This window comes from Arthrobacter sp. CMU6 (assembly GCF_059090205.1).
The window spans coordinates 1-14,862 of sequence record NZ_JBNHFL010000051.1; the positions used below are offsets into that span (position 1 = coordinate 1).

Here is a 14,862-nt window from a genome sequence, read left to right on the forward strand (position 1 = left end):
GCCACCTGGACATCTGCGTCCTGGGCGCGTTCCAGGTCTCCGCGACCGGCGACCTCGCCAACTGGCACACCGGAGCACCGGACGCCATCCCCGCCGTCGGCGGCGCGATGGACCTCGCCACCGGCGCCAAGGACGTGTTCGTGATGATGACCCTCCTGACCCGGGAAGGCGCCTCCAAGATCGTCGAATCCTGCACCTACCCGCTCACCGGCGTCGGCTGCGTGACCCGCGTCTACACCGACAAAGCCGTGTTCCTCACCGGGCCCGACGGCGTCCGCGTCCGGGAAACCTTCGGCTGCACCCTCGAAGAACTCCAGTCACTGGTGCCCGTCCCCCTCACCGCAGCCCCCGCCGTCGAGCAGTAGGGACTCAGGTGCGAATTGTCGGAGTCAGGCTCTCACAAACAGGTCCGGTTTTTGCTGGTCGAATGGACGAGGACGGCGACCAATCAACGGTTCTGCTCCTCACCGACCTGCAGACCTTCTGGTCCGACCCATTCGCATGGCTGTCCGCCGGCAAAGAAGAGGCAACACCTGCCGGCCACGCCCTTCCGGTGCAAAATGTCAGCATTGTTCCCCCCGTTATTCCGTCTGCGAGGGTCTTATGTATAGGGCTGAACTACCTTGCCCATGCTGCCGAAGGGAGCATCATCACGAGGAGCTGCCCTCGCACCCAACAGTTTTTGGCCGGTGGACACAGTCACTTACCACCGGAGACGCTCCTGTTCCCGTTCCATCAGGAGAGAGGGGACTGGACTGGGAAGGAGAAATTGCTGCCTATGTCGGCAGACCGCTGGCCGATGCCTCAGCCGATACAGCAAGAGCGGCAGTAATAGGGTTCTCAACATTCAATGACCTGACCGCCCGCGCAGCACAGAAACGCACCTCCCAGTGGACACTCGGGAAAAATGCCGATCAAAGCGGTCCCTTGGGACCGATCGTGACCGCCGATGAAGTCGGGGATCTCCGCGAGGGCCTTCGGATTCAGACGCGCGTCAACGGTGCGGTGGTCCAAGACGGCAATTCAAGGGACATGCTCTTTGAGCTCGGCGAAACCCTATCTCACATTTCCCACACCCTGACACTCAACGCCGGCGACATCCTCTGCACGGGGACTCCAGCGGGAGTCGGCTACGCACGCACGCCCGAATGGCTCCTCCAACCAGGAGACCTCGTGGAAGTAGAAGTAGAAAAACTCGGCACCTTGTCCAACCCCATCGTCTCCAACCGACACCGTATCGGGCCGCAATGACCTCCGGATCACCCAGACCGACCCTGCTCAAGGGCGCAACCGTCATCTCCATGGACGATTCGCTAGGCGTCCTACCGATCGCGGACATCCTGATTGAAGACGGGCACATCAAAGGTGTCGGAGCCGAGATTGCCAACGTCTCCCCCGCAACCGATGTCGTAGATGTCACCGGACACATCATCATCCCGGGCTTCGTCAACGCCCATATGCACACCTGGCAAACTGGACTTCGCAGCATTGCCAGCAATTGGACGCTTCTCCAGTACTTCCGGCGGACTCATGCCGGGCTCGCAACGCATTACCGGCCGTCAGACGTTTATTGGGGGACCTTCTCTGGCGCGATGAACCAGATCAATTGCGGAACGACCACGCTTGCTGACTGGTGCCACAACAACCCGACCCCCGAGCACACCGATGCCGCAGTCGACGCCCTTCGCGACAGCGGCATACGGGCCATCTACTTCCACGGCAGTCCGAAACCGGACCCCCAGCCAGGACAAACACCCTTCTGGGAAATACCCCACGACCGGTCCGAAATCGAGCGGCTTCTGAACGATCCGAGGCTATCCCAGGAGGGCAAGCTCCAACTCGGCATGGCGATCCTCGGCCCGCACTACTCCGACCTCCAAGTAGCCCTCACCGACTTCAGGCTCGCCCGGGAACTCTCCCTCGTCACCTCCATGCACCAGGGCGGAGGCCCTGCTCGTTCGCCCGAAGGATGGCTCCTCCTGGAACAGGAGAGACTCCTCGGGCCGCACATCAACATTGTTCACGGAAACGAGCTCTCAACGCCACAACTACAAACCTTCATCGATCATGGAGTGACGTTCTCAGTGACACCCGAGAACGAGATGACGCAGGGACACGGCCACCCCCTTACCGGTCGCCTGCGCGATCTAGGCGCCCGTCCGTCGATAGGAATCGACCTGGAGTCAGGCCTTTCCGGGGAAATGTTCCTCGCTGCCCGAATAGCACTCGTCCATCAACGTGCCCTTGATAATTTCGGCTACCGAAACAGTCAGCCGGGAGGTGCGCGTATCCCTGAAACATCGACGATAACGACCCATGAGGCTCTTCGCTGGGCAACCATTGAGGGAGCACGAATGATGGGTCTGGGCAACCGCATTGGTTCCATCACACCAGGCAAGAAAGCTGATCTCGTCCTCGTCAATGCGACGCAACCGAACATGCAGCCCGTGCATAACCCCATCGACACGGTCGTGATGCAGACAAGCTTGGCGAATATAGAAGGCGTCATGATCGACGGAACATGGCGCAAACGGGATAACAAACTCCTCAGCGGCGAAGGCGTTACACTCAACCCTGCATCGTGGTTGGACCCCCTCAGAGAATCCGGTCAGCGCATAGCCTCTTCCATGAAATGGTCAGATTGAAGCACACCCCAACCTGACGTAAGGGCCCCTGACGAGGGTGTATTCGGCATGCCGGCGTAGGTCCGGTCTCGTTCTCCAGACGCCGACGAGCCATAGCAGGTGACATCAGAGTCCATGTCCTAAGCGGGATTCATCGCGTCCAAATTCTTTGGACTATTTCGACCTCATAGCGCCTGCGCCGCGAGGGACTGGGGGCATTTTTGTCCAGCAGCTGCACAGGGTTTCCGTCCATTGTCTGTCAGAGTGGATTCTAAGATTTCCGTGAGCCGCTGTCAGTTATTGAGGAATTTCGGCCTATTCCGACGCCGCTTGGGCTTCTTTCCGCGCACCCGGATCCCGTTAGCGCTCCGCCTTGCCCAGCACGGGTAGTTGGACATATCGTGGCAGGAGTTTCACCACTTTCACCAGTTTCACCTAGTTTCACCTATCATCCACAGGAGGTCGGGTGCAGAACCCCTTCAAGCCCACGGCCGGCGCGACGCCACCGGAGCTCGTGGGGCGGGCTGGCCTTCTGGACGAGTTTGAGTACGGTCTGCAGCAAGGCTCCGGGGCCCCTGGCCTTCTGACCATCATCACGGGATCCCGAGGCATCGGCAAGACCGTCATGTTGAGCGCCGCCGAGGACATCGCTCGAGCTCAGGGATGGGCCGTCATCTCGCGGACAGCAAACCCAGGGTTCCTGGCCCGGGTCGGTGATGACATGCTCCGGCTCCTCGAGGAACTCGGGGACGGGCCTCCCGCCCGGAAAATCACCGCCTTCTCCGCAGCCGGATTCGGGCTGACAACCCAACTTCCCCCAGAACGGGCCGTGGATTGGCACCGGACCGGTCGTGAGCTGCTGCGCGTTCTGGATTCGAAGCGCACAGGACTGGTCATAACCGTTGACGAGATTCACGCCGTCGACCGGACGGAGATCTCGCAACTGGCAGCCGATGTCCAGCACTTCATCCGCGACGGGCTACCGATCGGCCTGATCTTCGCCGGCCTGCCCTCAGCCGTGTCCGACCTCCTCAACGAAGGCGTCGCAACCTTCCTCCGGCGGGCCGACAGGATCAATCTTCACGAAGCAGCCATCGCCGAAGTCACCACCTCGTTCAGCCAATTGTTCAGCCGGGGAGGCATCACCATCTCCCATGACCTCATCAGCGAAGCGGCAGAGGCAACCGAGGGATACCCGTTCCTGATCCAACTGGTCGGCTACTACCTCTGGCTCGAAGCCGACAAAGCAGGATGGACGCTGGACCAGGCCAGCGTCCAACGTGCCATCGCCACTGCTCAACGCCGCAACACCCTGGTCGTCGTCGAATCGGCGCTCTCGGACATCTCCGACAGAGACCGCCAGTTCCTCGACGCCATGGCCACGCAGGATGGCCCCTCGGCCGCAGGGCAGATCGGGGCCGCCCTTAAGGCCAAACCCAACGTCGTGTCCAAATACCGCAACCGGCTCATCGCCGCAGGACTCATCGAGTCCGCAGGCTACGGAAAAGTCGACTTCGCAATCCCCGGACTCCGCCAATACCTCCGCCGATAAAGCGACAGAATTGCTCATCGTCCCCCAAGAGGTCGGAGTGCTCCAGATGAGACCGGCGAGCAGGTGCTGGTTCAAAGCCCCGCTCCTCGCTGCCCAGCACGATCAACGTCGCCCACCGACGTACACCTAAGATACTCGGCAGCTACTTGACGGAATCTTTATTGTCGGCCTTTATAGTCCGGCCGGGGGCTGCGTTCGGACACCGTTGCTCGGCCTTTTCGCCCCTAAGACTCGCCGCTTAGGAGCGATTAGCGCAGGCGGCGCGCTCCTGGTCATCTACAGGGCATGCCTTAGTGGGTCAGTCCTCGAAACGCAGGGAACCGTCGGGAGTGACACCCAGGCGGGCGATGATGTCCGCCGCCACAGCGTGGAGTTTTTGATTCCGATGGCTGGACGCTTTGGCCAGCAGCTCGAACGCCTGGTCGTGGCTGCAATGGTTCTGGGCCATAATCACACCGCAGGCCGAATCAATGACGGTCCGGGTGGCCATTGCAGTTTTCAGGTCAGCGTTCAGTTGCTCCACGGTCTCGATCCGGATTGCAAGACGGAGGGTGCTGCCTGCCACGTGCGCGAACGTGGCTGCCGCGTTAATGACTTCGTCAGTGAATACGCCTGTTGTGGGAGCGAAAAAGTTCAGGACCGCCTCGGAGGTCTCCCCTAAATCCATCGGAACGCCCAGAGCGCTGCGGCACCCCTCCGCCGCCAGTGCGCGGCTGTATTCGGGCCAGTTCGTGTCGGTGGACACGTCAGCCAAGAGCACCGGGTAGCCCACGTCCAAAGCCTCAAGGCACGGTCCTTGGGCCAAGCTCTGTTCGATGCGGTCAAGCATGACAGCCTTGTTACTGCTGCCTGCGACGGTGGCGGTGCGTTTGCGCCGGCGCAGGGTCAGCGCACAGTCGATCGATTCGCCGGCTGCCTTGCTGATCGCGTCCGCCGCGAAGCCGGTCAGGCCGTTCAGAATCGTTTGAATGTCAGCACTGCCTGCGACCAGCTCGTGCAGGCTTAAGATGTGCTCGGCGTGTCCGGTGGAGTCCATGAGCCTAATCGTAGGAACTCCCCCGCCCCACGTCATCTCCCCGCAGCCCCTAACCGGGCTCGTCGGTGAACTCAGGCATGTGCTCCCAGGCCAAAAATAATCTGCATTCCCTGTTGGTTGACGCACTGTAATCCCGTAACCTTGATTAGTAAGTATGCTGATTAACGGGCGGCATTGCCCGCCAAGGTGATCAGGTAGCAGTGATGAGTGACCCACGGCAGGCCGCACGAGGCTTGATAGAACTGAACATCATCACCCTTGAAGGCCTTTGGGTGAGGTACTGGGGCAACGGCGGGAGTGCTGACGCATTCGACTTCGACGCCCACCTGTACGAGATTCAGGAAGCTCCCCCGTTTGAACTCAACGTTCTGGCCTGGGCAATGGAAGACCTGGAAGCAGACTTCCCATATTGACGTCGAACTCGGCGCCCGGGACGGCGTCCAGGACGAAGAGGAAGCTAATACTTCATCGAATGCCCAACGTCTCACCCGTAAGGGCGTGCGTGTGGAGTTCGTCAAGGAGCATCTGCTCTTTACGGGCGAGGACTCCCCCCATGGCGAACCTCATTCTCTCGGTCATGGGGCTTTCGCTGAATTCGAACGGGCCCTCATTAGGGAGCGACAGCGCGAAGGCATCGCCCTGGCCAAGCAGCGCGGTGCCTGTAAAGGGCGGAAGAAGACTCTCACGCCGGAGCGGGCAGCCGGGTTGGCGCAGCGGGCTGCCGGCGGCGTTCCGAAATCCGTCCTTGCCCGGGATTACGGCATCAGCCGGGAAGCGGTGTACCAATACGTGCGCCTGGCCAAACTTTCCTAAAGCCCTCTCCTGCCAACCCGGCCAGCCGCCAGCCATAGCTCGAAAGACGCAGGACGGAATCATGGTTATCGGCGTTTCGAAACGCGCACGGGAGGAGTGTGAAAGGGCCTTCTTTTATTGTCCGTTTTGATTCCGGGGAATCTTGTGAGTCTGGCCGCGGCCATCCTTTCGCCTCAGGGTTTGGCCGCTTGCCTCTGTTGAAGACATCGGGCCTCACACCTACCTGTTCGGACGTCGTGTCGGCAGCCTGTGGCACAACAAATCCCATCTCGGTCAGTTCATGGACGCCAGTTTGAGGAAACTATCGACGAAGGCGGACCACTGCACGAAGCTGGTCGAGTTTCTGCCAAAGGCGTCCTGGAGGGCTCTATGTGCACACTGGAGGTCAGGATTATCTTCGCCCGCTCCACTGCGCGCAGTCCTTAATCAGGACACGGCCGATGCCTACAGGCAGGTACAGCCCCCAGGCCATCCCAGGGATGAAGCAGTTCAATGTACTTTGACCTGGGCTTCGCGTAATCATGCAGCGGGTGCCTGCTCTGCCATTTCAGGGAAGGCCGGTGGCGTGGCGGGCGCAAGGCTAGGCCTTTAGCTGAAGCTCCGGGCAAATCACTCTATTGGATTCCAGCCAGAACAGCAGCAGTTCCGTGTCCCTTGCTTTTGGTTCCAGTTTCTTCGCTCCTTCCAGGAATTTCGTTGAATCAGCATTTAATTCCATATACATGCAGGAAAGCAGTCCGAGGCGAGCGACCCGGTCATCTGGCAGCCTTCCCGATCCACCCTTCCCGAGCGTTCCAAGCCGGTCCGAGTTCACGAATCCTTCCAGTTTGCCTCCCCATTTATCAAAGGCGTTCGTAACTCCTTGATCGCAGGCATTCTCGGACAGGTCTGAGCACGCGTATTTTTTGCCGTTGATTTGAATGGTCTTGGGACCAGAGTTGGGCCGGGTCGCTGCCGGAGAGTCGGTAGGCGTTCCTGTGCCGGTTTCCGTACTGGTCGGCGACTCTGTTCCTGTGGGCGCCGCTGACCCTGCAACGGTAGACGTCCCCGTAGCGGTGCTCGTACCGGATGCCGTGGTGGCATCCGGGACCGGTGTTGTGGGCAGGAGCCCTGGCTCGGTCTGCGTCTGGGTGGGAGTCACCGCCACTGTCTGGGTGATAGTGGTCGCGGGAGCGGAGGGTTCCCCGCCTGCGCAGGCTGAGAGGGCATAAATAAGGCAAAGCCAGATAAACAGGGGTGATCGTTTTTTCTGCATGGGGTCATCCCGATGGTTGCTTCAGCCCATTGGGCGAGCGGCTAAATTGAGCAGCAGAACCGCAACGCGGCTCCGTGATGAGACGACAAGCGGACAATAAGCACCCTGAACACGATTTCAGGCGGCCGACACCTCCTCGTACCAGCTACCTCACGACCCTCAAGGGCCTTCCCAGCCAGCGCCGGAAATAGGCCCGAGAGCAATCAAAGTACGCCTGGGCATCAGGGGTGTCAAGAACGCAGACGTCCGCTTAAGACACGGCGTGGGTATATACCGTAAGAAGTGGCTACACCCAGCAATCCCTTGGCTCAAGCTAATGATGTCAGCGCTTTACTACCGGATAAATTTACGATTTTTGACTACAAATTGACAACTCCATATAATTGCGGGGCTTTATTTATGGAGGATGAAGCAACTGTTTGAGGCCCGGACTCAGCCCTGCCTTGCTCACGGTTCACCAACCCGGCCGGTTGCGCTTCCAGCGCCCAGACTTCGATGCCCAGGTCATCCAGGGCTTGGAGCCTCACATAGCGGCCCGGTTGCCTGATCAGCATGCGGGATGAAGGAGAGGTGCTCGCTACGGAGCCACCCGGCGGGAACCCCACGGGCCTGCTGCAAAGGAACCGTGCCAAGGATCAACGTCCCCGAACAGCCGAAGTCCCTGAGCTTTTCTGTGTGACGATGCCATCGCTCGGGCATCCGCGTCGGAATGGAAGCTCCTGCCGGAACGTTAATTTCACGAATGTAATTGTGGGGCACCGATCGGAAACTGCAGTCCCCGGGAACAGGAAGGGAATGACCAACACAATCGAATCCGTCGAGGACGATGCCGGCAACGTCCGAACCTATCGTCGCCATCCCAACGGCGGCGGTCTCCTCTGCCGCGGCGCCCTGGCCGATCCGACGTCGTTCATCCGGCCCTCGACCTACGTTGAGGCCGGCGCCTACATCGGCCCGGACTCCCGCATCGGAGCCGGCAGCTGGATTGACCGGAAGGCACGGATCGGCAATCACACCACCGTCGGCGACGCTGTCTACATAGGCCCTGGCGCAGTAATCGGCGACCACGTCCGAATCGGAAGCCACTCCCGCATCGGAGCCCGCGCTCAGGTCGGGGACCATGCGCGCCTGGAAGCGGACAGTACCGTGCCCGACGACGCCTCCGTTCCACCGGTCATCCGGCCACCCTCGCACTCGGTGGGGCACCAGCAGCGCAACCATCAATACCCGAAGCGCCGCGCGGCATAGACCCCAGGACCCCCTCGATCCGGAAGGTACACGGTTGATGACACGCCGGTCATAGGCGCGGTCCCCATCCGGCCGCCAAACCGGGCTCATTCAGAATGAACCCGGGATCGCTGCTGCCGCCTCGTTCCTCAGTAGAGGGGAGGGACTCCGCCGGTGGCGCTTTGGTAGCCTTCTGGTGGTTCCTTGGTGGCTCCTCGGGTAGCGTCGAAGACATCGGAAGGAGCCGGGGGAATCATGAATGTCTCGATTGGTGTTGGAGCGGCCCACAGCGGCACAGCCCGCCTTGGGGGCCAACTGAACAGTGCCCTTGGCGCGACTTTGGTGGCGGCATTGGCGGGCTAAGAACCGCAAGATTAGCTACCGGTGGCCCGCACCGACGGGCCCGAACCACGACCGGAAGCGCAGGCTCGGCTGCAGCTCGCGCACCGGGCCTGGACTGCGGTTTCGAGGGCTGAAGGCGAACATGTGGCGAAACTATGGTTTGTTGGCGCCAATCTGTGGCTGGATGAAATCTCGCCGATCGAGGCGATCAAGGGCATGCGCGCCCCTCGAGGTAAAAGTAGTCAGCAATGGCGAGCTGGTCCTTAGCCGCCGGGGACTCATTTACAGATTTGGCAACGATCGCCCCGGCCCCAGTCTCGATGCATGCTGCGATTCCCTCAAAGCTCATCGTCAGTTCGGACGAGCCCACCCGGACAGCGTTCTTCGTCTCGAACCCGCCCAGGCGGGTTTTCTGCCACTCAAGTGGACCAAGTTCTCGCGGACCTGCGGGCGGCATAAGCTGCTGTTAGCGTGAAGTCCCAGCCAATGAAGGAGGAGCTATGACGATCAGTTCACCTGACTCAATGCCCGAGGACGAGCCGCAGAAGGGCGCGGCCGACGGCGGGATTCCCCAGGGCGGGGACGGGATCGGTATCGCTGCTGATTCTGAGCCCAACACATTTGAACCCGAAGAAGACCCTGAGGCCACGGAGGAACCAGACCGCTAGGACGCCGTTTGGGGTGAATGCTCAGCTACCCTTTCAAATCCTGCGCATGCTGCTGCTCACCCTGCTGCTTGGACGCGAACTTACGGCCGTGGCGGGTTAAGGGCACCTGGGCCCGACCTGGACGGGTGAGACGGTTCAGGCGCTAGAAACCGCGCAGTTTTAGGCTGTGCGGGGCTCTGACCTGCCCGCAAGCGGACAGAACCCGTTAGCTCAAGCTCTGCGTTGCGCTGCACTCCGTCGAGGAACCAGTGCTCCTGGGAAGTAAAACGTCAGCCACGAGACTGCCAGTTGCCCGATCTGCGACATTTGGTAAGTTTACTGATTATTACCACATGCCATTGGACTTCGGTTCTCGGCCAACCAGGTCATCGAGACCAGCGATATCAGCAACGGCAACGGGAGGAAGCATGACACAGGAAAACCACGAGCAGGCTGAACCTGAGATGATTCTCGGCGGCGATTCCGAGGAGTCTACGCCGGCGTCCTCGGGCTCCGGCCAGGAAGCCGCAGGCATCCCGAACGGCAGTGGCAACGACCTTCCCCAGGAGAAATCGCCCAATGACGAGGACGAAAGCTTCGACGCCGGTTAAAGCGCATCATAGAGTGCCGCAAGCAGGGGCGCAGCCCGGAACTTCCAATTCTGAGATCAACTCGACTCGGTGGCGAAGCTCTGACGCAGCCCATGGGCCCGCGCTTGTTACTAGGGCACGTGTCCTCAGTACCGCGTACGAATTGTTTTCCCGGCGGAGTATCCGGGATGTCGGAGTTAACGAGCTGATCGAGACCTCCGGGGTTGCGAAGTCGACCTTCTATCGGCACTTCCCATCGAAGGACGACTTGGTCAGGGCCGTTCTGGCCCTCCAGCACGAGGTCTGGTTCGAGGAAGTCGTTGCCGAGGCACAACGTCGCAGCGACACTCCAGAAGAGGAATTGCTGGTCATCTTCGATGTCTTCGCGGATCGGCTCGGAAGCGGAGGCTACAAATCCAACATGCTTATCAGGGTCCTTATGGAAATGGGCCCTGATCATCCCCTGGGCATGGCTAGCGTCGAATACCTCGCCAGGATCAGGGGACACGTGCGGGTCTTGGCCGAGGACGGCGGGCTGGAGCGCTGCCACCTGTTCGCCCGGGCGTGGCATCTGCTGCTGAAGGGCTCCATCATCTCCACAATGGAAGGGGACCGGGAGGCCACCGAGCTAGCCAAGCAGATGGCCACGTGCCTCATCGAGCTCCACCGCTGCGCCGGGCTCTAACTTTGGTGCTGACAAGCGAGCAGTCTGGGAAGTATTGCTGAACATGGACCGTGGAAGTACACCGAAGCTGTTACCCGACCTCATGGGTCGCAGCGCCGCATGTGCCCTTACGAGCCGGATCCGGCAGGGAGCGGATCTCCTCTGGGCACTTCACAGCGGGTTCGTAGCAAGGATTCGTTAGCAGGAATCGGTGGGCAACGCCATCAAGCTTCTCTGCTTCGGACGAGCTGAGCGTCAGCGATCGCGCCGCTCGGGGAGCGCACTCAACAAAACGGCGCCGTTTTGGCCGTCCAATCGTCTTGTCCCTCCTGGCCGGGGGCGTTCGGGCTCTTCTTTTCAATGGATCAAGTCGGTTGATCACGGTGTGCTTGGGTACGTCTGATCTTGTTGGCCAGCCGGACGACAGGGAACGGTAGGGAGACGGAATGGATTTCAGACAGATCATCGAGACGGCCGGGCAGTACATGGACTTCGCGGGTGTGGCGATCATGGTTATTGGAGCCGTGGTGTCAGTTCCGCTGGCTGCCCGTGGGCGGAACTTTCCCGGGGGCTGGGGAGGGCAGGAACGTCAATCGGTGTATCGGCAATACCGGCAGTTGCTTGGCCGTTCCATCCTCCTGGGCCTTGAGCTTCTTGTCGCCGCTGACATCATCCGCACCGTGGCTGTGACCCCCACTTTTACCAGCGTAGGAGTCCTCGCCGTGATCGTGCTCATCAGGACGTTTCTGAGCTTTTCCCTGGAGCTTGAGATCACCAGGCGCTGGCCCTGGCAGAAAGCTGACCAGCCCAGCACGTCGGCGTCTTCCGCCTGAGTTCGTGGGCGCCGCAGGGGAATCATTAGGGCCGCCGGCAAAGTCATAGCGGGCATGGGTGGAGCCTTCGGTAGTGGCTGCTGAGGCTGGGCACCGTTCTTGTGTAAGGCGGGAGAAGGCCGGCGTGCAGCCGGTGCTGGTCTTTTTGGGGGGCATGAAGGACGGGGGTCGCCCGGACGAATTCACGGCGAGGTGTTTTGTCCCTCCAACGGCTGTGTCCTTTGGTTATTCCGTGGCCCTGTTCTTGGCCTGTTGCTGGTGCTGGGATAGCTTTGCCTCGGCCTCCCGGCGGCGGTTCCCGATGGCCGAGGCCTGCGCAGCGGTGGGATGGCGGTGCTCGCGCTCCCAAGCGTGATCGTTCACCCCGGTCCTTAGCAGCTTCTCGTCGTTGGGGATCCCATCTTCTTCATTCATGGCTGGAAATCCTTTCATTCGGGCAGTTCCAACCGGAACCCGCAGCCGCATGTCAGGACGCGGGCCGGGAGGTAGACATCCGGCAGAGCAGCGGGTGCTTCCGGGGACGGCGGGGCGGAGAGCCTTCGTAGCTCCGACCCGGTCCTCTTCATGATTTGTCCGCAGTGCATGTAGTTCCACCCGAAAATGAGCACCGTCGCTTTCCGGGTTCCGCGGATCATAACCTGGGAAAGGTCAGCGACCCGGGCGGGATGTTCCCGGAAGAGCCCGCACCGGGCGCAAGTGTAGGCGACGATAATGACGCCTGTCTGATTTTCCGGGGGATCTGTGACCGCTCTGATGATGAGGTGGCCGTCGCTGCCGCAGCGCTCACACATGACCGGCAGAACACGGGCCCGGCCGGCACCGTCAGGCCGGAACCCGGGAGATCCTAGTGACACGATCAGCCCGCGTACGGGCAGATCGACGGGGAAGGAATTCGCGGGGGGACCGGCCAGTGAAGGCTGTCGAAGCCCGGGGCGCTACAAGTGTGAAGTGGCTGATGGGCATTCGAGGTGGCCATGGCAGGCTCTTTCCTCAGGTGCAGGACGGGCCGCCACGAGGCTACAGCGGCATTGCTCCTGGTGTGCTGCACACCGTCAGGAGGGGCTCCCTGCCCGAGACTGCGGCATTACAGAAATGCAGGGTCCTGTACCGAAACTACCCCGTGCTTCCCGGCACTGTACATAGGCGCTGTAATCACCTCATCAGCCTTGGGTGGAGATGGAGCACCAGGAACAGGAGCTGATGCTAACCTCCCCGAGTAGGGTTCCTTGATCCGGTCATCTCTCATAGTCCCGGAACGAAAGCCGCAAACAGGGTGGGGTCTGCCCTTCCGCTGGCTTCGTCATGGATCTCGACTAGGGCTTCCTGAATCTGCCCAACACGATAGATACGTGTGCAGACCTGATGATTACCAGCCGGATCCCCTTCTTCAGCAGGGTGGAGAATGCCGGTCGCGTCGCTAGCCTTGAGCCGGGCACCACCTGTTTGATGGTGACCCAACACCAGGTTGTACTGGTATTTAGCCTCAGATTCACGCGTCGCCGTCCGCAGGAAATCCCGCCCGATAAGGCGCTGGTACCCCAGAGCAATGCCGTCGAATCATGCAACTGGCAGTCCTTAACTGTAGTCGCTGGATACTGAGGACATCGAAGAGCCGACGTACCCTGCCCTCGCGCTTATGTGTCCTTGTCCTTCACGTCCGCGGCCGTCCTCACTGATAGCGGTCATTCACCAGGGCCGGATGACCAGCGTGTTTGCAACGATATCTTCTATACGCAGGTGCCGGAGACTGAGGCGTGCGGTCCTTTCCTCTTAGTCCATCCGTGCGTTTCCCCCGTCTGGCTAACGCAGTCTCATCAGCAGGATCAGAGCTCTTGTGGGCCTGCCCGATGGTTAAACCACACACCGCCATCACCGGTGGCTGGGCTTCGATGCGCGTCCGGCGCCGATCGAGCAATAGCACCCGGTTCGTTCTCTGACGTGTCCGTGTCATGAATGCCTTTGCCTCCAGGGGCAATCCTGATTAGACCGGGTGCTGTGCAAACTATGTGTTCCGCAGGCCGGTTCCGCGCCGATTTCAGCTGATTGTGCAGACACTGTCTGCACAGAGTCTCCGGTTTCGGGTGAGCGGTTGTTCGAGGTCCGGTGCGGAGACAATCGCATCTGATGAGGGCAGCATTCGATGCTCCCGCCACGCGCAGGGCCTCGTAGGTGTAGGAGGCGACGGCGAGAGGGGTGGGCAGCATCGTTCAGGGCATAGCGAACCGTGTGCCCATTTTTGATTTGCAAATCAATATTAACCGACCTGACCAGTCGCCGAGGGGAGAACGCAGGCTCCGAAGTATTCGTCCGAAGCTGGGGGCGCTTGCCGGACGGTATCTTGTCAGCCGCCGAAACGGGTGCTATTAAATCTATGTCAGTGGATATAGATCGATTTGTTCATGGGCCAAGCCGGGAAAGCACCATCCTTCACATCACAAGCCATGTTGTCCACTTAGTCAGGACAGTGCCGCCGCCCTGATTCCAAACGGAGGCAAGACGAAGACGATCCAGTACATGAACAACGGTTTCGCTCCCCGTGTTGACAGGGGCTTGGAACGGCAAGGTCGCGTCTTGACTCGAGCGCCGTGGGGCGGGACCCAGGGCGGGGGCGGAGAAGCACTCCACGGCTCTGGTCGAGCATATTCTCGCCCTTGGAACCTGCACGCGTCCCCGCCGTAACGGCTGACCAGCGTCTGCCGGGGCGGCCCGGACACGGGGGCGCCGACCTCGGCGGATGCTTCTCGTGCCGGGGTGCGCCGCCGGCACAGGCCACATAACAGGAAAGGAAGTTCCGATGCACCCCCGGAAGCCAACACCGCGCCGTATCTCCCGCATGGGCGGGAGCATGTGTGCGGCGGCGCTACTCGCAGCAATCCTATCGGGGTGCACGGCGCCCGGGCAGGTACCGGTTCCGTCATCACCGCAGTCTTCGGGCAGTGCCGAAGCCGGCGCATCAGGGAGTGCTTCGGGCGGTGCACCAGACGGCCAGATCACACCGGGCCAAGGGCAGGTCGATATTCCCACAATTGTCAGCAACGTCCAGCCCTCTGTTGTGACTGTCTTCACCGACAGCGGGCTGGGAAGCGGCGTGGTGTATTCGAAGGACGGGCTGATCATCACCAACGAGCACGTGGTGCGCGGAAACAGCACAGTGGAGGTGGGCTTCGCCGATGGCCGCCGGGTGGCCGGAACGGTACGGGCAACGGACCCGGTCTCGGATCTTGCCTTGGTGGAGGCAAAGCGGACGGGCCTCCCGGCCGCCAAATTCCAGTCTGCCCT

General features: G+C 60.9%; 16 protein-coding genes. 13 read left to right on the forward strand and 3 right to left on the reverse strand.

Features of this window, described 5'->3' with window-relative positions; all coding sequences use genetic code 11:
- The 4 genes from AC5RWD_RS22295 to AC5RWD_RS22310 all read left to right on the forward strand — a co-directional run.
- Window positions 1–365, forward strand: a 365-nt coding sequence (locus AC5RWD_RS22295; RefSeq protein WP_494022107.1) for a CoA-transferase, incomplete at its 5' end; no start/stop codon positions are given.
- A gap of 238 nt (window positions 366–603) precedes the next feature.
- Window positions 604–1,251 carry a fumarylacetoacetate hydrolase family protein gene (locus tag AC5RWD_RS22300; protein ID WP_494022108.1) on the forward strand — a complete coding sequence of 216 codons (648 nt, stop codon included), beginning with the start codon at window positions 604–606 and terminating at the stop codon, window positions 1,249–1,251.
- Window positions 1,248–2,645 (forward strand): amidohydrolase family protein, encoded by a 1,398-nt coding sequence (locus AC5RWD_RS22305; RefSeq protein ID WP_494022109.1) that lies wholly within the window; start codon window positions 1,248–1,250, stop codon window positions 2,643–2,645. Before AC5RWD_RS22300 ends, AC5RWD_RS22305 begins: the two co-directional genes overlap by 4 nt.
- Window positions 2,646–3,090: 445 nt before the next feature.
- A complete protein-coding gene (locus AC5RWD_RS22310; protein ID WP_494022110.1) occupies window positions 3,091–4,176 on the forward strand; it encodes a DUF8462 domain-containing protein in 1,086 nt (361 codons plus the stop codon).
- A 298-nt stretch (window positions 4,177–4,474) separates the two neighbouring features.
- On the opposite strand, the gene AC5RWD_RS22315 is transcribed toward AC5RWD_RS22310, so the two are convergent.
- Window positions 4,475–5,212, reverse strand: a complete 738-nt coding sequence (locus AC5RWD_RS22315) for an ANTAR domain-containing protein (RefSeq protein WP_494022111.1) — start codon at window positions 5,210–5,212, stop codon at window positions 4,475–4,477.
- 203 nt (window positions 5,213–5,415) lie between these two features.
- Here AC5RWD_RS22315 and AC5RWD_RS22320 point away from each other — a divergent pair, with 203 nt between their 5' ends.
- Together AC5RWD_RS22320 and AC5RWD_RS22325 are read left to right on the forward strand one after the other, a co-directional pair.
- Entirely contained in the window at window positions 5,416–5,625 is a 210-nt protein-coding gene (locus AC5RWD_RS22320; protein WP_494022112.1) for a hypothetical protein, read from the forward strand.
- The gene (locus AC5RWD_RS22325; RefSeq protein ID WP_494022113.1) at window positions 5,567–6,025 is read left to right on the forward strand and encodes a recombinase family protein; all 459 of its coding nucleotides are present in this window, start codon (window positions 5,567–5,569) and stop codon (window positions 6,023–6,025) included. The genes AC5RWD_RS22320 and AC5RWD_RS22325 overlap by 59 nt, the downstream gene beginning before the upstream one ends.
- Window positions 6,026–6,605: 580 nt before the next feature.
- Here the strand turns inward: AC5RWD_RS22325 and AC5RWD_RS22330 are convergent.
- Entirely contained in the window at window positions 6,606–6,839 is a 234-nt protein-coding gene (locus AC5RWD_RS22330) for a hypothetical protein (protein ID WP_494022114.1), read from the reverse strand.
- Between the two features lie 163 nt (window positions 6,840–7,002).
- Here AC5RWD_RS22330 and AC5RWD_RS22335 point away from each other — a divergent pair, with 163 nt between their 5' ends.
- The 6 genes from AC5RWD_RS22335 (at window position 7,003) to AC5RWD_RS22360 (ending at window position 11,583) form a co-directional block, all read left to right on the forward strand.
- Window positions 7,003–7,236: a hypothetical protein gene (locus tag AC5RWD_RS22335; RefSeq protein WP_494022115.1), complete on the forward strand. Its 234-nt coding sequence runs from the start codon at window positions 7,003–7,005 to the stop codon at window positions 7,234–7,236.
- An 839-nt stretch (window positions 7,237–8,075) separates the two neighbouring features.
- Window positions 8,076–8,528, forward strand: coding sequence for a transferase (locus AC5RWD_RS22340; protein ID WP_494022116.1), 453 nt, complete (start codon window positions 8,076–8,078; stop codon window positions 8,526–8,528).
- A gap of 821 nt (window positions 8,529–9,349) precedes the next feature.
- Complete coding sequence (locus AC5RWD_RS22345) at window positions 9,350–9,517, forward strand: hypothetical protein (protein ID WP_494022117.1); 168 nt, start codon at window positions 9,350–9,352, stop codon at window positions 9,515–9,517.
- Window positions 9,518–9,924: 407 nt separating this feature from the next.
- A complete protein-coding gene (locus AC5RWD_RS22350) occupies window positions 9,925–10,107 on the forward strand; it encodes a hypothetical protein (RefSeq protein ID WP_494022122.1) in 183 nt (60 codons plus the stop codon).
- Window positions 10,076–10,771, forward strand: coding sequence for a TetR/AcrR family transcriptional regulator (locus AC5RWD_RS22355; protein ID WP_494022118.1), 696 nt, complete (start codon window positions 10,076–10,078; stop codon window positions 10,769–10,771). The genes AC5RWD_RS22350 and AC5RWD_RS22355 overlap by 32 nt, the downstream gene beginning before the upstream one ends.
- Window positions 10,772–11,196: 425 nt before the next feature.
- Window positions 11,197–11,583, forward strand: a complete 387-nt coding sequence (locus AC5RWD_RS22360) for a DUF1622 domain-containing protein (protein ID WP_494022119.1) — start codon at window positions 11,197–11,199, stop codon at window positions 11,581–11,583.
- 225 nt (window positions 11,584–11,808) lie between these two features.
- Here AC5RWD_RS22360 and AC5RWD_RS22365 read toward each other — a convergent pair whose 3' ends face one another.
- Complete coding sequence (locus AC5RWD_RS22365; RefSeq protein WP_494022120.1) at window positions 11,809–11,997, reverse strand: hypothetical protein; 189 nt, start codon at window positions 11,995–11,997, stop codon at window positions 11,809–11,811.
- 2,431 nt (window positions 11,998–14,428) lie between these two features.
- On the opposite strand from AC5RWD_RS22365, the gene AC5RWD_RS22370 reads away from it, so the two are divergent.
- Window positions 14,429–14,862 (forward strand): trypsin-like peptidase domain-containing protein (locus AC5RWD_RS22370; protein WP_494022121.1); only part of this gene is annotated, 434 nt, incomplete at its 3' end.

What these genes read in the sequence shown, in the direction of transcription:
- AC5RWD_RS22345 (WP_494022117.1), top strand. Translation starts at nt 9,350, where the DNA reads ATGACGATCAGTTCACCTGACTCAATGCCCGAGGACGAGCCGCAGAAG.
- AC5RWD_RS22320 (WP_494022112.1), top strand. Translation starts at nt 5,416, where the DNA reads ATGAGTGACCCACGGCAGGCCGCACGAGGCTTGATAGAACTGAACATC.
- AC5RWD_RS22365 (WP_494022120.1), bottom strand. Translation starts at nt 11,997, where the DNA reads ATGAATGAAGAAGATGGGATCCCCAACGACGAGAAGCTGCTAAGGACC.
- AC5RWD_RS22315 (WP_494022111.1), bottom strand. Translation starts at nt 5,212, where the DNA reads ATGGACTCCACCGGACACGCCGAGCACATCTTAAGCCTGCACGAGCTG.
- AC5RWD_RS22340 (WP_494022116.1), top strand. Translation starts at nt 8,076, where the DNA reads ATGACCAACACAATCGAATCCGTCGAGGACGATGCCGGCAACGTCCGA.
- AC5RWD_RS22360 (WP_494022119.1), top strand. Translation starts at nt 11,197, where the DNA reads ATGGATTTCAGACAGATCATCGAGACGGCCGGGCAGTACATGGACTTC.
- AC5RWD_RS22355 (WP_494022118.1), top strand. Translation starts at nt 10,076, where the DNA reads ATGACGAGGACGAAAGCTTCGACGCCGGTTAAAGCGCATCATAGAGTG.
- AC5RWD_RS22300 (WP_494022108.1), top strand. Translation starts at nt 604, where the DNA reads ATGTATAGGGCTGAACTACCTTGCCCATGCTGCCGAAGGGAGCATCAT.
- AC5RWD_RS22305 (WP_494022109.1), top strand. Translation starts at nt 1,248, where the DNA reads ATGACCTCCGGATCACCCAGACCGACCCTGCTCAAGGGCGCAACCGTC.
- AC5RWD_RS22350 (WP_494022122.1), top strand. Translation starts at nt 9,925, where the DNA reads ATGACACAGGAAAACCACGAGCAGGCTGAACCTGAGATGATTCTCGGC.